Source organism: Sphaerospermopsis sp. FACHB-1094, from assembly GCF_014696195.1.
In the GTDB taxonomy this organism is placed as follows: domain Bacteria; phylum Cyanobacteriota; class Cyanobacteriia; order Cyanobacteriales; family Nostocaceae; genus Sphaerospermopsis; species Sphaerospermopsis kisseleviana.
Map to the genome: position 1 here is coordinate 17,621 of NZ_JACJPT010000031.1, position 13,745 is coordinate 31,365.

At 35.8% G+C, this 13,745-nt stretch carries 14 protein-coding genes; 5 read left to right on the forward strand and 9 right to left on the reverse strand.

The genetic code is table 11. The annotated features are described in order from the left end of the window. Window positions 1–21: 21 nt before the first annotated feature. Both fabF and H6F47_RS11935 read right to left on the reverse strand, forming a co-directional pair. The gene (gene fabF / locus H6F47_RS11930; RefSeq protein ID WP_137666178.1) at window positions 22–1,269 is read right to left on the reverse strand and encodes a beta-ketoacyl-ACP synthase II; all 1,248 of its coding nucleotides are present in this window, start codon (window positions 1,267–1,269) and stop codon (window positions 22–24) included. Between the two features lie 170 nt (window positions 1,270–1,439). Next, window positions 1,440–1,679: an acyl carrier protein gene (locus tag H6F47_RS11935; protein ID WP_137666177.1), complete on the reverse strand. Its 240-nt coding sequence runs from the start codon at window positions 1,677–1,679 to the stop codon at window positions 1,440–1,442. A gap of 266 nt (window positions 1,680–1,945) precedes the next feature. Between H6F47_RS11935 and H6F47_RS11940 the strand changes: the two genes are divergently transcribed. After that, on the forward strand, window positions 1,946–2,851 hold the full coding sequence (locus H6F47_RS11940) for a CoB--CoM heterodisulfide reductase iron-sulfur subunit B family protein (protein WP_096571668.1): 906 nt from the start codon (window positions 1,946–1,948) through the stop codon (window positions 2,849–2,851). Between the two features lie 52 nt (window positions 2,852–2,903). On the opposite strand, the gene H6F47_RS11945 is transcribed toward H6F47_RS11940, so the two are convergent. Then, entirely contained in the window at window positions 2,904–3,551 is a 648-nt protein-coding gene (locus H6F47_RS11945) for a PAP/fibrillin family protein (RefSeq protein WP_190649305.1), read from the reverse strand. 45 nt (window positions 3,552–3,596) lie between these two features. Between H6F47_RS11945 and H6F47_RS11950 the strand changes: the two genes are divergently transcribed. From H6F47_RS11950 to H6F47_RS11965, 4 genes are all read left to right on the forward strand, one after another. Beyond that, a complete protein-coding gene (locus H6F47_RS11950; protein WP_137666176.1) occupies window positions 3,597–4,079 on the forward strand; it encodes an adenosine-specific kinase in 483 nt (160 codons plus the stop codon). A 16-nt stretch (window positions 4,080–4,095) separates the two neighbouring features. Continuing rightward, window positions 4,096–4,551: a hypothetical protein gene (locus H6F47_RS11955; protein WP_137666175.1), complete on the forward strand. Its 456-nt coding sequence runs from the start codon at window positions 4,096–4,098 to the stop codon at window positions 4,549–4,551. A 361-nt stretch (window positions 4,552–4,912) separates the two neighbouring features. After that, complete coding sequence (locus tag H6F47_RS11960; RefSeq protein WP_096571664.1) at window positions 4,913–6,256, forward strand: P-loop NTPase fold protein; 1,344 nt, start codon at window positions 4,913–4,915, stop codon at window positions 6,254–6,256. After that, a complete protein-coding gene (locus H6F47_RS11965) occupies window positions 6,216–7,790 on the forward strand; it encodes a tetratricopeptide repeat protein (RefSeq protein WP_190649307.1) in 1,575 nt (524 codons plus the stop codon). Before H6F47_RS11960 ends, H6F47_RS11965 begins: the two co-directional genes overlap by 41 nt. Window positions 7,791–7,854: 64 nt before the next feature. Here H6F47_RS11965 and H6F47_RS27905 read toward each other — a convergent pair whose 3' ends face one another. The 6 genes from H6F47_RS27905 to H6F47_RS11995 all read right to left on the reverse strand — a co-directional run bounded on the left by H6F47_RS27905 (window position 7,855) and on the right by H6F47_RS11995 (window position 13,434). Beyond that, a complete protein-coding gene (locus H6F47_RS27905; RefSeq protein ID WP_228051886.1) occupies window positions 7,855–8,226 on the reverse strand; it encodes a hypothetical protein in 372 nt (123 codons plus the stop codon). Window positions 8,227–8,307: 81 nt separating this feature from the next. After that, window positions 8,308–9,060: a DUF6544 family protein gene (locus tag H6F47_RS11975; RefSeq protein WP_199291150.1), complete on the reverse strand. Its 753-nt coding sequence runs from the start codon at window positions 9,058–9,060 to the stop codon at window positions 8,308–8,310. A 126-nt stretch (window positions 9,061–9,186) separates the two neighbouring features. Further along, on the reverse strand, window positions 9,187–11,955 hold the full coding sequence (acs, locus tag H6F47_RS11980; RefSeq protein WP_190649309.1) for an acetate--CoA ligase alpha subunit: 2,769 nt from the start codon (window positions 11,953–11,955) through the stop codon (window positions 9,187–9,189). A gap of 93 nt (window positions 11,956–12,048) precedes the next feature. Beyond that, complete coding sequence (locus tag H6F47_RS11985; protein ID WP_190649311.1) at window positions 12,049–12,513, reverse strand: hydrogenase maturation protease; 465 nt, start codon at window positions 12,511–12,513, stop codon at window positions 12,049–12,051. Then, window positions 12,513–13,022, reverse strand: coding sequence for a DUF29 domain-containing protein (locus H6F47_RS11990; RefSeq protein WP_190649314.1), 510 nt, complete (start codon window positions 13,020–13,022; stop codon window positions 12,513–12,515). The genes H6F47_RS11985 and H6F47_RS11990 overlap by 1 nt, the downstream gene beginning before the upstream one ends. 100 nt (window positions 13,023–13,122) lie before the next feature. After that, window positions 13,123–13,434 carry an alcohol dehydrogenase catalytic domain-containing protein gene (locus H6F47_RS11995; RefSeq protein ID WP_190649318.1) on the reverse strand — a complete coding sequence of 104 codons (312 nt, stop codon included), beginning with the start codon at window positions 13,432–13,434 and terminating at the stop codon, window positions 13,123–13,125. Between the last annotated feature and the right edge of the window lie 311 nt (window positions 13,435–13,745).

Below are 13,745 nucleotides of genomic sequence, written 5' to 3' on the forward strand. Positions count from 1 at the left end.
ATCCCCAATCACCAGTCACCATTAGCGATGTTTCTTAAACGCCAAAGTGACATTATGACCACCGAACCCAAAGGAGTTGGATAAAGCCACCTCTACGATTTGAGCGCGGCTGGTGTGGGGTACATAATCTAAATCACAACCCTCATCAGGATTATCCAAGTGGATGGTGGGGGGGATGTGGTCATTAGCGATCGCCAAAACTGTAGCTACTGCTTCTATTCCTCCTGAACCACCTAACAAATGACCTGTCATGGATTTGGTGGAACTAATTGCTATCTTATAGGCATAATCGCCTAAAGCCTTTTTGATAGCTGCCGTTTCTGTGACATCATTGGCTGGGGTGCTGGTTCCATGAGCATTAATATAGGTAATCATTTCTGGTGTCAGCTGACCATCTTTGAGTGCCAGTTCCATTGCTCTAGCTGCACCTAAACCACCAGGTACGGGGGAAGTAATATGATAAGCATCACAGGTCATCCCATAGCCGACCATTTCTGCATAAATTCTCGCACCACGACTGATTGCGTGTTCCAATTCTTCCAGAATTAAAATTCCTGAACCTTCACCCATGACAAAGCCATCCCGATCTTTGTCAAAGGGACGACAAGCTTTTTCTGGATCATTTTTTGTGGATAGCGCCCTGGCTGCGGCAAATCCAGCTACAGACAATGGTGTAACGGCTGCTTCTGATCCGCCACAAATCATTGCTTGGGCATATCCATTTTGAATTAAGCGAAAGGCATCACCGATAGCATTAGAACCAGCGGCACAAGCTGTCACAGAACAGGAGTTTGGACCTTTTGCACCAGTATGAATTGCTGTTAATCCTGCTGCCATGTTGGCAATCATCATCGGGATCATGAATGGACTACAGCGGTCTGGTCCTTTGTTTAGATAGACTGTTTGCTGGTCTTCTAATACTTTAATGCCACCAATGCCTGAACCGATCATGACACCTATTTGCTCGGCGTTGAGGTCATTGATAACTAATTGTGCGTCTGATATAGCCTGTTTAGCACCTGCGATCGCAAATTGGGCAAACCGATCAGTGCGCTTGGCTTCTTTGCGCTCCATGTATTCATGCGGATCGAAGTTCTTCACTTCCCCCGCAATGCGGCAATCATGCTTAGACGCATCAAAAGCTGTGATGTAGTCTATGCCATTACGTCCGCTTAACAGTCCTTCCCAATATTCAGATGGATTGTTACCAATAGGTGTAATCGCGCCTACACCTGTTACAACAACGCGTTTACGTTTATAGTCTGTCATGATTCAGTTAAAGGTGACGAAAAAGCAGCAGGTAGAAAAATATTAAGACTGGGGCTGAGGGATGAAGGATAATTGGTATCAAAATTAGGGACAGTTCAAAATCAAATATTTCTCACTCCCCAGTCCCTGATACCCCTTCCCTCACAACTTAAAAGGTAGATGTAGCAAAGTTATTGATTTTCGATGTAGTCTACTACCTCTTGAACCTTTAAAATCTTTTCGGCGGCTTCATCAGGAATTTCAATATCAAATTCTTCTTCAAAAGCCATTACCAGTTCCACGATATCTAGAGAGTCAGCCCCTAAATCATCTGTAAATGAGGCGTTTGGTACAACTTTCTCCTCATCAACCTCTAGTTGATCGACGATAACTTTTTTAACCCGGTCAAAAGTAGTTTTTGTTTCACTCATATATAAAAGTCCTTAACCAGTTGCTATGATCTGCTCTCTATGGGCAATCTTGCTTTGAGCATATACATCTTATCGGAAAGGGTGTTCCTGAGTACAGTTATCAGAAAAAGGTGATTGGTGATTGGTGATTGGGAAAATACAAATATTTCCCCCTGCTCCCTGCTTCGCCTGCTCCCCTGCTCCCCTGCCTTATGTTGGGAGATAATGAAACTGCTAAATTTGTCTTACCAGGGCGATCGCTACGCCTGTAAACAAAACTTAATTTTATGCTATCTCAAACCTTAAAATACGCTTACTACCCCGGTTGTGTTGCTCAAGGAGCTTGTCGGGAGCTTTATCTCTCTACTCAATCACTTACCCAAGCTTTGGGTATTGAACTCATTGAACTTAAAAAAGCTGCTTGTTGCGGTTCTGGTACATTTAAAGAAGATTCTCAATTGTTAGAAGATACAGTTAACGCTCGGAATATAGCTTTAGCAGAAGAATTAAATCTACCTCTTCTTACTCATTGCAGCACCTGTCAAGGTGTGATTGGTCATGTTGATGAACGTCTCAAGCAATGCCAAGGAACTAACCCAGCTTATCTCCATCAAGTCAATGGCTTACTAGAAAAAGAAGGTTGTTCTCCTTATCGGGGTAGTACAGAGGTCAAACATTTACTTTACGCTTTGGTTACAGATTATGGTTTAGACAAAATCAGCCAGCGTGTCACCCGCAAGTTAAGCGGACTCAAGTGTGCAGCTTTTTATGGCTGTTATCTCCTCCGCGCTCAAAAATCCATGCCCTATGATGATCCATTCCAACCAGAAGCAATGGAAAATGTGTTTCGGGCTATAGGAGCAACACCCATATATTATCGTGGACGCACCCAATGTTGCGGTTGGCCTCTCTCTAGCTATGCTACTACCGAATCTTTCCAAATGGCAGGTATGCACATTCAAGAAGCTTTATCAAGTGGTGCTGATTGTATTGTTACACCTTGTCCCCTGTGTCATCTTAATTTAGATTCTCGTCAACCAGAGGTAGAAAAGGTGATTGGTAAAAAATTAGGTTTACCTATTTTACATTTACCACAATTAATTGCTTTGGCTTTAGGAGTTAGTCCTGAATTACTGGGTTTAGAACGTCACATTGTTTCCACAAAACCAATGTTAGAAAAATTGGGAATCTAATCTAAGTAGACTCTTTGAACCCACAATCTGCGTCCCTTGAGGGTGCAGATTGTCAAAAAATCTGCTGTAAATCAGGTAAATCATTAGCTTTCTGGAGAATAAATAAACTTTCATCACCTCCTCTACCAATCCTTAATGTTTCATCTAAGTAAGTAATATCCAGAGTTGCAACTCTACCTTTGGGACCTTTAGCATCTACAACTTTAAAAGGATTTAGTTGAGGAGTGTTAACACCTATAATTTTATCAATCGCTAAATAACGTTTATCAAAATAAACATTAATTCGCTTATCTGGTAAGTTAGATTGAGCTAAATCAGGTTCAAATCTAGCTGTTACTTTTACATATCCTGAGATAAATTTTAGGGGATGTTTGACATAAGCAAGGTTAAAAAATTGTGCATCAGCAACATTAATTACTTGAAATACTTTACCTATTCTTAATCCTAATGGGAGAGAATCCAAAGCGCGAATTTCTCTAGCTGTAGAGTATTGTAATTGCCAGACTCCATTTAATAAATTAATAGCATTCTGGAGTGGTTGAGGATGGGGATTGAGATTTTCTAATTCAACTGTTAAACTTTCTATTTCTGCGGCTTTCTTTGGGTCAATTTTTAAATTAGTAATAGGAGAACCATCATCCTGTTTTTTAAGTTCCTTAATTAATACTTGTAATTTTTCTTTCAATGCTTGACGTTCCATAAACTGATACTTTGCTACACTTAACAAATCAAATTGTAACCCAAAATGGAACTAAAAACCGTAACTTTAGAAATTCCTGTAGGTTGTAACCTGATTTTAGGACAAACTCACTTTATCAAAACCGTAGAGGATTTATATGAAATCATGGTAGGAATATCCTCACAGGTTAAATTTGGTATTGCTTTCTGTGAAGCATCCGCCGCTTGTTTAATTAGAATGGCTGGCAATGATCATACTTTGCAAGCAGTAGCTACTAAAAATGCCAAATCTATAAGTGCTGGACACTGTTTTTTAATTGTGTTAAAAGATGCTTATCCGATAAACTTTCTTAATGCTATTAAACAATGTCCAGAAGTTTGCAATATTTATTGTGCTACTGCTAATCCTGTACAAGTAATTTTGGCAGAAACCGAACAAGGAAGGGGTATTATTGGTGTGATTGATGGATTTTTACCCAAGGGTGTAGAAGGAAATGAGGATATAAAATCACGTCATGATTTACTGCGTAAATTTGGTTATAAAATGTAGTAATTGTGCAAGAAAAATGGCAATTAATTATAGACAAAAAATTATTAATCTATGGATAGTTTTTTTATTAGGTACGTTGTTTCATACACAGTTGGGTTTAATGCCATTATTTCACGGGTTAGATGTAGTAGAATCCCAACCAGCAACATCACTTAATGAAGTATCGGGTATTTTTTGGTTAATGTTAGGCTTCTTTATATTGCCGATGTTAGCAATTATTGGGAATACATTTACAGAAAATAAACGTTATCGATTTATTCATTTTGGCTTAACTATTTTTTATGGTGTAATGAATTTAATCCACCTAGTTTTAGATTTACTTTTACCCCAAGTTATTTGGTATCAAATTGCTTTGATGGTGTTTTTATTTTTGATTGGGTTATTGTTGATTTTTGTGGCTTATCAGTGGATGAAATATCCAGTAAATAGACAAAATCAGCCTGAAGGCAATATTTCTATACCTTTCAGTTAAGGGATAACAAATGATGATATTTTTAAATCTCTGACTTCTTGAATAAGTTGGGTATTTTCGTGTTTATAAATAAGCTGTTTGTTGTGCCTTTAACTTGAATAATTAATACAAGCAAGATGCTTGTGCTACTGTAACTTCAGGTTTTTTAATTATACAGTTTAGCTGCACATCAGCTTAAACCTTTAATTTGCACCAAGGCGGGCAGGATGCCCACCCCACAAGAGTTTCAATTTTAGATAATATGCAAGTTAAATGTCCAACAGCTTAATTCAAGATTGCTATATTGCTTTTATTTTAAAAATAGGCTAAGATATTAGGCTTGTAAAATTATATTGATATGATAAAATCAATAAAAATATCTATGAATCAGCTTAATTTTCAACGTGCTAATACTCTCAAAGCTGCTTATAATGCTTGTAGTTTAGAACCGCTAGAAGGTCCAGATATAGAAAAATACTATGTTGATTTATCAGCAGTGCGAAAATCTTCAGCCGTTAAGGGTGTAAGTACAATTTTGGATTTTCAGGAAGCTGGAAATTACACTACTATTTTATTTACCGGTCATCGTGGTTCAGGAAAAAGTACAGAGTTAAAAAGGATTCAAAATATCTGGGAGGAAAATTATCATGTGATTTATTTAGAAGTGAATGAAGAAACAGATATTAATGATGCTAATTTCACAGATTTATATTTAATAGTCATTAAACAAGTTGAATTTACTTTGCGGAAATTAGGTTTAAAATTTGATGAAAGACTATTAAAAAGTTTTGAGAATTGGTTTAAAGAAATTACTCAAGAAAATGAAGAGAGTGTAGAAAAATCTGTCAGTGTAGAATCAGAAGCCAGCTTGGGCGCAGACGCGCCATTTATTGCTAAATTAATGGTGAAGTTATTGGCACAGATTAAAGGATCTGATAAACAAAAAACGTCTATTCGTCAAACTTTAGAAAAAGATATTTCTCGACTTAAAGCAGATATTAACCTTTTACTAGATGACGCTTATGCTAAATTGCGGAAAAAGTATCCAGACTACAAGGGTTTACTAATTATTTTTGATAATTTAGATCGTGTTCCTCCTGGAGTTGCAGATCATTTATTTTTTGAATATGCGGCACAATTACAAGAACTGCATTGTACAATTATTTATACAGTTCCTATTTCGGTTTTGTGTTCGCCAAAAAATCCCCTATCTTTGTTTGATGGTAATCCTCATATTGTACCAATGGTGAATATTTACCAATTTGATCGGCAAAGTTCCCATTTACAAGATAATCAAACAGGACTGGAGGCATTAGCTAGTTTAATTGAAAAAAGGGTAGATATTGATGCTGTGTTTAATTCCCGTGATGAATTGCTAGAATTAGCAAAGGCTAGTGGTGGCCATGTACGTCAACTTATGCAAATTATGAGGGCTGCTTGTTTACGTGCCAGCACTAATGATCATGATAAAATTCAAGCTGAAGATATTGTTTATGCTGTCAAACAACAACAATTTAGTTTTGAAAGATTTATTCCCAATGACCATTATCCATTGTTAGTGCAAGTTTGTATTAATAAAGATGTGAGTAAAGATGATATTGGACAGTTAATGCTGTTTAATACTTCGGTTTTAGAATATAACGGTGATAACCGATGGAATTATCCTAACCCAGTGGTAATGCAAAATGAATTTTTCAGACAAGCACTGGCAGAAATTACAGCCTGATTTTAATTTTGAATTGGGGCAATTTATCGCTTTGAATGAGGATATTTTTGCGGAATTGTTGACTTTCGTTGACTTTTCCGAAAAGTTAACTTTGGGATTTATTGAAATTAACTTTCCTACCGATGCAGAGTTATTAATTAATGCTTTAAAAACCGATTATAAATGTCAGGAAGTTCAGTTTGTAACTCTCAATTTTCCCGATCCGAATTTGCGATTTTTACGAGATGCAATTATTCAGGAATTGCCAAAAGTTGAAAAAGAAGCAAATAAAAAGTTAGTATTAATTATTCAAGGTTTAGAAAAATCTATTGGTCTTTCTGGGGAATATCCGCCAGTTTTACAAGATTTAAATTTTGTCCGGGATGCTTATAAAAAAACCGTACCTCATCCTATTTTATTTATTTTACCAGATTACGCTATTAATAGATTAGCGAAATTTGCCCCTGACTTTTGGGCTTGGCGTTCTGGTGTGTTTAGATTTAAAACTTTAGAAAAAACCAGAGAAAATGCCATTGCTCAAACTCTGCAAGCTGAAATCAAAATTGACAGAGTAGAACCACCGGAAAAGCAAGAAAGGATTGGGATTTTACAACGTTTATTAATGGAATATAAGCCTACCTGTGAGCAAGTAAATGATGGTAATTTACGCAGGTATGGGAATATTTTATTGGAGTTGGGAACAGCTTATATTAGTCAGCATCAACCGGAAATAGCGAGGGGATGTTTAGAGGAAGCTTTACAAATTGCGGAAAAATTAGCAGATGTAAATTTTAAAAGTCAGGTTTTAAATAAAATTGGTGATGCTTATAGTGAGGAAAGGAAGTTTGAAACAGCGATTGATTTTTATCAACAAGGGTTAGATATTGCCCAAGAATTAGAAAACCGTAATGGTGAAGGTTATGTTTTATTTAAATTAGGTAATGCTTATTTGAATTTACGGCATTTTTCAGCAGCTAGAAACTATTATCAACTCTGTCTAACAATTGATCAAGAATTAGATGATCATGATAACGAAGCTAGTACCTACCACCAGTTGGGAATTGTAGCCCAAGAAATGCGAGAATATGCCCAAGCACGGGAATTTTATCAACAAGCTTTAGCTATCAAAATCGAATATGGCGATCGCTATTCTCAAGCTAGTACCTACCACCAGTTGGGAATAGTAGCCCAAGAAATGCGAGAATATGCCCAAGCACGGGAATTTTATCAACAAGCTTTAGCTATCAAAATCGAATATGGAGATAGATATTCTCAAGCTAGAACCTACCATAATTTGGGATATATAGCCCAAGAAATGCGAGAATATGCCCAAGCACGGGAATTTTATCAACAAGCTTTAGCTATCTATATCGAATATGGTGATCGCTATTCTCAAGCCTTAACTTATCAAAATTTAGGTATATTGGCACACTTACAGGAAAATGATCAAGAAGCGAGGGTAAATTTACAAACAGCATTAGATATATTTATTGAATATAACGACGAATATAGGGCGAATATTACGAGGGAGATTTTAGAGAAATTACCCCAATAAGCTCTTAAAAAAACATCTAAAATCAAAATTATTATACATTCGGATCAATCTAAAACAAATAACATTAATATCTTCTTCCTTCTTCTCTTGCTTCTCTAATGGATAATTCCCCCAGAGACATTTCTTGTTTTAATTCTTTTAATTGATTTTTAATTTCTAGTAATTCAGGTTCATTTATGATGGTGGCAACATTGCTAAATGAATTAATTTCTTTACCATTTAGACGAGCATGATTTTCAATTTGTTGCAGCATTAAAACAGATTTTTGCTGAATTATCTCATCTTCGGAACTTTTTATTTTTTCCGCTTCTGCTTGAATTACCTGTTGTAAAATTGTCTTAATTTCTGCCTGTAAAGAGTTACCATGTTTTTCGGCGCGAGTTTTTAAAGTCTCGATAATAATGGGATCTAAATCTTCTAAAATAATCTTAGTCATAGTTGAGTATTTACATTTCCATAAATTTGGCTCTTTGATAATATTTTAACATCTAAACTTTCCCAAATGCTTAAAAACAACTTAAAAAAATTCCGCTTCCTCAATACTTGCTTGAAAAAAACCATTATACTGTTCGCTTCCTAACCACCATCCTGCATTTATTTGGGAAGGAATAGTATAACCTTGAAAACTAGTTTCTTGAGAAAATGTACCACCAAAGGGTATATATTGCCAACTTTTATCTGTGGTTTGATTTCCCCAACGTGGTAATTTTACTTCTAAAACTCTACCATTTTCATCAATGATAAAAGTGAGATTAACTGTTTCACCCTCAATATTGAAAGTTGCTTGAATTGTATTGTGATCAATAGCTTGCAAACTTACCTGATTTTGTGGTAATAAAGCAGATGGCAACCAGAATAATTCACCTGCAAATCTACCAATACTAGAACGGTTAATATCAGGATTTTCTTCTTTGACTAATGGGATTAACCCCCAAATTTTAAACTCTACTTTTGCTGAATTATTATAATAATAATCTGCTCCTTTAATATTAAAAAATTTATTACCCATTACTGCTTGCCAAACAAATCCTTTAGCAGTTAAAATTTCTGTAGCTTGCATGGGTAATTTTTTATCTTTACTAGGTTGAAAATAACCTTGCATTTTTAACTTCACACCAGTTGCTAAGGGTGTTCCCAGAGTAATAGCGTGTAAGAAATAACGTTGTACTGGTTCTGGTAAGTTATTAATTACATCTTGGGTAAATGGCTGTTTTTCTGTTTTGGTATTTTCCAGATTTTGCCAAATTTGATTAATATTGTTTTGCAGCATATTTTTTTAATAACGAACTACAGAGACACAGAGGATACAGAAAAAAATATTAGTAAGCTTTGAGTGTTAAGGAAGTAAAAATAGTAAGGGTTTAGCAATGCTAAACCCCTACAGTATACTGACTGATTACAAATCAATTTCAGCTTTTAACACCGTTGCATCATTGCTATGTGACACCTTAAAACCGAGTCTTTCACATACTTTTTGCATTCCTAAATTATCAGCTAAGATATCAGCAGAAATAGAGGATATTTTCTCGTTTTTACCTACTTCTATTAATCTCTTGACTAACTCTGTACCTAAACCATTACATTGATAGCGATCGCTCACCAACATAGCAAATTCTGCCCCATCATTACCATGTAATTTACTCAATCTTCCTACGGCTAAAATTTCCGTTGCTTGAGTTTCTGGGTTGTGATGTTCTGCGACTAATGCCATTTCTCGATCATAGTCAATAAAACAAATTCTTGTCAGTCTTTCATGAGCTATTCTTTGACTTAATTTAACCATGTGAAAATACCGCAAATAAACACTTTCCTCTGATAGTGTTTTATGGAATTTTACCATTAATGGTTCATCTTCTGGACGGATCGGACGGATAGTAATTGGTGTACCATTTTTTAATGTCCAATCACTAACATATTGGTGAGGATAGGGACGAATTGCTAATTTTGGTAATTCCGTTTCTCCTACATCAGCAGAATGTAAAACTATTCTACCATCTAATGCTATTAAACCACCAGGATGATCAGGAGAGGGAGGAATAGCTAATAAAGGATTAATATCTATTTCTTTAATCGCTGGTTGTTCAACTACCAAATGACTAAATACTACTAACAATTCCTCCAAAGCTGCCATATCTATACTTTGTCTACCCCGCACTCCTTTTAAAGCTTTGTAGATTTTAGTTTGTTCCATCATTCGCCGTGCTAGGGTACTATTTAAAGGTGGTAAAGCAATGGCGCTATCTTGGAAAACCTCGACTAATTCTCCCCCAGCACCAAATAATAATACTGGTCCAAACTGCGGATCTAAACTACTACCAATTATCAATTCATAACCGCTAGTTTTGACCATTTGCTGCACGGTTACGCCTAAAAAATCTTCTAGTTTGGCTTTTTGTAATACCGAAGTTTCTATTAAATGATAAGCTCTTTTTACAGCTTCGGCATTTCGCAAATTTAACTGTACTCCCCCCACATCTGTTTTATGGGTAATTGTTTGGGAATACAATTTTAAAACCACGGGATAACCGATTTTCTCCGCACATTCTACTGCTTCTTCTGCACTCTTAGCAATACTTCCAGCGACAACTGGAATACCATAAGCAGCTAATATTTCTTTAGATTCAAACTCTGTTAAAATTGTTCTTCCGGCTTTTCTGGCATCGTTAATAATGGTTTCCACCAATGCACAATCACGGGTATTTATATCACATTCTAAACTTGGTAATACCGGAGTTTCATAAATACCCTTGAGGTTATAGCTATACTGCCACATATAGCTAAATATCCGCGCTGCTGTATCGGGATAAGCATAAGTAGGAATACCTTGACGGTTAAGAATTTGTTTTCCTTCTGCCACATCTTCCCCACCCATCCAACTAGCTAAAATTGGTTTATTCGCCATTTGGGAATAGGGTTTTAATTCCTCAGCAATTTTTGTTGGATCTGTCATTGCTTGGGGTGTTAAAATTACTAATAACCCATCACTATTAGGATCTTTAGCTGCAATTTCTAAAGCTTTTGTATAACGTTGAGGATCGGCATCTCCTAAAATATCAATCGGGTTATTATGACTCCATTGTGGTGGTAAAATTTCATTCAAAGAATTAATGACTTCTTGGGAAATTGGTGCGAGTTTGCCTTTACTTTCTATTAATGTATCGGTGGCTAAGACTCCAGGACCACCAGCATTAGTTAAAATTGTTAAATGTGGCCCTTTGGGGCGCGGTTGTTTTGCTAATACTTCTGACATATCAAATAAATCAGAAATACTATCAACTCTTAATACTCCACATCTTCTAAATGCAGCATCTAAAACAGCATCACTTCCTGCTAATGAACCTGTATGAGAAGCGGCCGCTTTTGCTGCTGCTGCGGTACGACCGGCTTTAATAACAATTATCGGTTTTGTTAATGCTACTTCTCTCGCTGCGGATAGAAAAGAACGCGCATCACCGATGGATTCCATATAAATTACAATACTTTTTGTATTGGGGTCATCTCCCAAATAATAAATTAAGTCTCCCCAACCTATATCTAACATTGAACCGATAGAAACGAAGGCACTAAAACCAACGTTTTCCTGTAAACTCCAATCTAGAATTGATGTACATAAAGCACCGCTTTGACTGAGGAAACCTACGTTTCCTGGTTGTGCCATTTTACTAGCAAATGTGGCATTTAAACCGGAAATTGGACTCATAACTCCTAAACAGTTTGGTCCAATAATTCTAATTTTTCCTTTGTGTGCTATGTCGAGAATTTCTTTTTCTAAAGCTATTCCTTTTTCTCCTGCTTCTTTAAAACCAGCCGAGATAATTATTGCCCCTTTAATTCCAGCTTGCACACAATCAGTAATAATTTGTGGTACTGTAGGCGCAGGGGTAGCAATTACCGCTAAATCTATTTTTTCAGGAACATCAAAAATAGTAGGATAGGCTTTAATTCCTAATACACTATTGTGCTTAGGATTGATAGGAAAAACTGTTCCATTAAACGGATTTGTAATTAAATTCAAAAGTAAAGTTCTACCCACACTTCCAGGTTTTTCACTAGCACCAATAACAGCAACGGTTTGAGGTGCAAAAATCGCGTCTAAGGGGTTTAGTCTCTCAGTTTGTAAGATGTCGTAAGCTTTGTCTGGGTTTCGTGTGATAGATGCTTGCATAATTACTCCTTAATCAGTTATTTGTTATTAGTCATTAGTCATTGGTTATTAGTTCTTGATTAAAAGTTATACCAATTACCCATTACCCATTTTTCACTCTGAATTCATCCATGAATTGTTATTTTGTTCTAGAATTTGCATGATTTTTGAAAGTGCAGTGGTAATGCCTTTTTGTGCTGTTAGTGAAATGCGATCGCACAATTCAAAATTCTCTCCTGGGACTGTAATTAACCAGGCTTCTGGACAATAATTATACAGGTATTGAGACAAATAAAGCAATGATTCTGGATTCAATATATGTCCATTTATTTCTTTACCCATCGCTGGTAATAAAGATTCTACCTGTACATCCTCAGTTTGGCAATTAACACCAGCATCAACAAAAATTACTATATTTGTCTGGGCTAAATTTGCAGCTAATTCTGGTGTTAATTGATGAACACCATAGGATTTCACATTGGATAAATGCCATGATTGAATAGTATTTGCTATTCGTTGTCCAATGGCATCATCACCACGTAAATCATTACCATAACCAATTACTGTTGTTGTGATCATTATTCGTTAGGAAGATTGAAAAAGTCTTGATCTAATATTTGTTCTAGGGAAAAAGGGCAAATATTTGGATATTCATTTTCTGGAGGAATACGCACACCAAAAGAGGCTTTTTTCCCTTCTTGAATGGCTAAATTACGCCCGTCAGGATAGGCTCTTTCTAATGCTGTTTCTAAATAGGATTTCAAAGAAGGAGTATTTTTCAGAGCAATTAAAATCCGTTGACGATGTTCAATGATGGAACGATACCAACTTTGTGTCATGGAATCAGGAGCATCATGTTGTACCATCAGTTTTAGTAGATGTGCCAATAAAACCATTAAGTTACTTTCTAATGCTCTTTTTTCTGATTTCCCCAACTCTTTAAGCTCCTCAATTAAATGTTCAATATCTAATGAGTTAAATTGTTTGGTTTCTAAGGAGTTAATCGTTTGTTCAATCCACAGTTGAAAATCTTGTTCATAAAGATTTAACGAGTTATTAGACTGTTGTTGTTCTAATTGTTGTTTCACTAACTTCTCCTTTTTAATCTTGAAGTTCTATTAGTCATTTTATCATATATGTTATGAAATTAAGGACGTTTTTTGGCAACCACGGGGGTTTGCCCCTACATTAACAAGCGTCACAAGTTCTGCAAGAGTTACGAATCCAACCAAAACCAACGCGATCGCCTATTTTTAATGAAGTCACATCTTCTTTAATTTTTGTTACTTTTCCCACCACTTCATAGCCAGCAACTAAGGGAAATGTACTCACATTCCAGTCATTATCTCTCATGTGAATATCGGTATGACACAAACCATTATGAGTCACTTCAATTTCAATATCTTGACGACCTAATTCTGCGGTTTCATACTCCCATTTCTCTAGGTTCTCTCCTTGTTTCAAAGCTGCATAACTTGAGAATTTTTCAGTTAGTGTCATAAAAGCTGATCCTATATTATGATTATGTTTTTAATTTTCTTTAATGTTCCCACACCTATCTAATATCTCAACCTGACAACATAAGAAATTATACGAAAATTAAAAGTTCTTAATACAAATGGTTATTCATACCAAGGAAAATTTTGTTCTCGTTAGCAACAGATTAATTTTTTTTAAAATAGCATCAAAACTTGAGGAATTTGTGAAGAAACTCCACGAAAACAAACACAAACTTATGTTAATAATAAATGTGATTTATAGATTATTGGTTGTATAATCAATTGCGGTAACTGAATAAAGACAGTTAAAAA

Excerpts from the sequence above, each read along its gene's own strand:
- fabF (WP_137666178.1), bottom strand. The coding sequence starts at position 1,269 with ATGACAGACTATAAACGTAAACGCGTTGTTGTAACAGGTGTAGGCGCG.
- H6F47_RS11935 (WP_137666177.1), bottom strand. The coding sequence starts at position 1,679 with ATGAGTGAAACAAAAACTACTTTTGACCGGGTTAAAAAAGTTATCGTC.
- H6F47_RS11940 (WP_096571668.1), top strand. The coding sequence starts at position 1,946 with ATGCTATCTCAAACCTTAAAATACGCTTACTACCCCGGTTGTGTTGCT.
- H6F47_RS11945 (WP_190649305.1), bottom strand. The coding sequence starts at position 3,551 with ATGGAACGTCAAGCATTGAAAGAAAAATTACAAGTATTAATTAAGGAA.
- H6F47_RS11950 (WP_137666176.1), top strand. The coding sequence starts at position 3,597 with ATGGAACTAAAAACCGTAACTTTAGAAATTCCTGTAGGTTGTAACCTG.
- H6F47_RS11955 (WP_137666175.1), top strand. The coding sequence starts at position 4,096 with ATGGCAATTAATTATAGACAAAAAATTATTAATCTATGGATAGTTTTT.
- H6F47_RS11960 (WP_096571664.1), top strand. The coding sequence starts at position 4,913 with ATGAATCAGCTTAATTTTCAACGTGCTAATACTCTCAAAGCTGCTTAT.
- H6F47_RS11965 (WP_190649307.1), top strand. The coding sequence starts at position 6,216 with ATGAATTTTTCAGACAAGCACTGGCAGAAATTACAGCCTGATTTTAAT.
- H6F47_RS27905 (WP_228051886.1), bottom strand. The coding sequence starts at position 8,226 with ATGACTAAGATTATTTTAGAAGATTTAGATCCCATTATTATCGAGACT.
- H6F47_RS11975 (WP_199291150.1), bottom strand. The coding sequence starts at position 9,060 with ATGCTGCAAAACAATATTAATCAAATTTGGCAAAATCTGGAAAATACC.
- acs (WP_190649309.1), bottom strand. The coding sequence starts at position 11,955 with ATGCAAGCATCTATCACACGAAACCCAGACAAAGCTTACGACATCTTA.
- H6F47_RS11985 (WP_190649311.1), bottom strand. The coding sequence starts at position 12,513 with ATGATCACAACAACAGTAATTGGTTATGGTAATGATTTACGTGGTGAT.
- H6F47_RS11995 (WP_190649318.1), bottom strand. The coding sequence starts at position 13,434 with ATGACACTAACTGAAAAATTCTCAAGTTATGCAGCTTTGAAACAAGGA.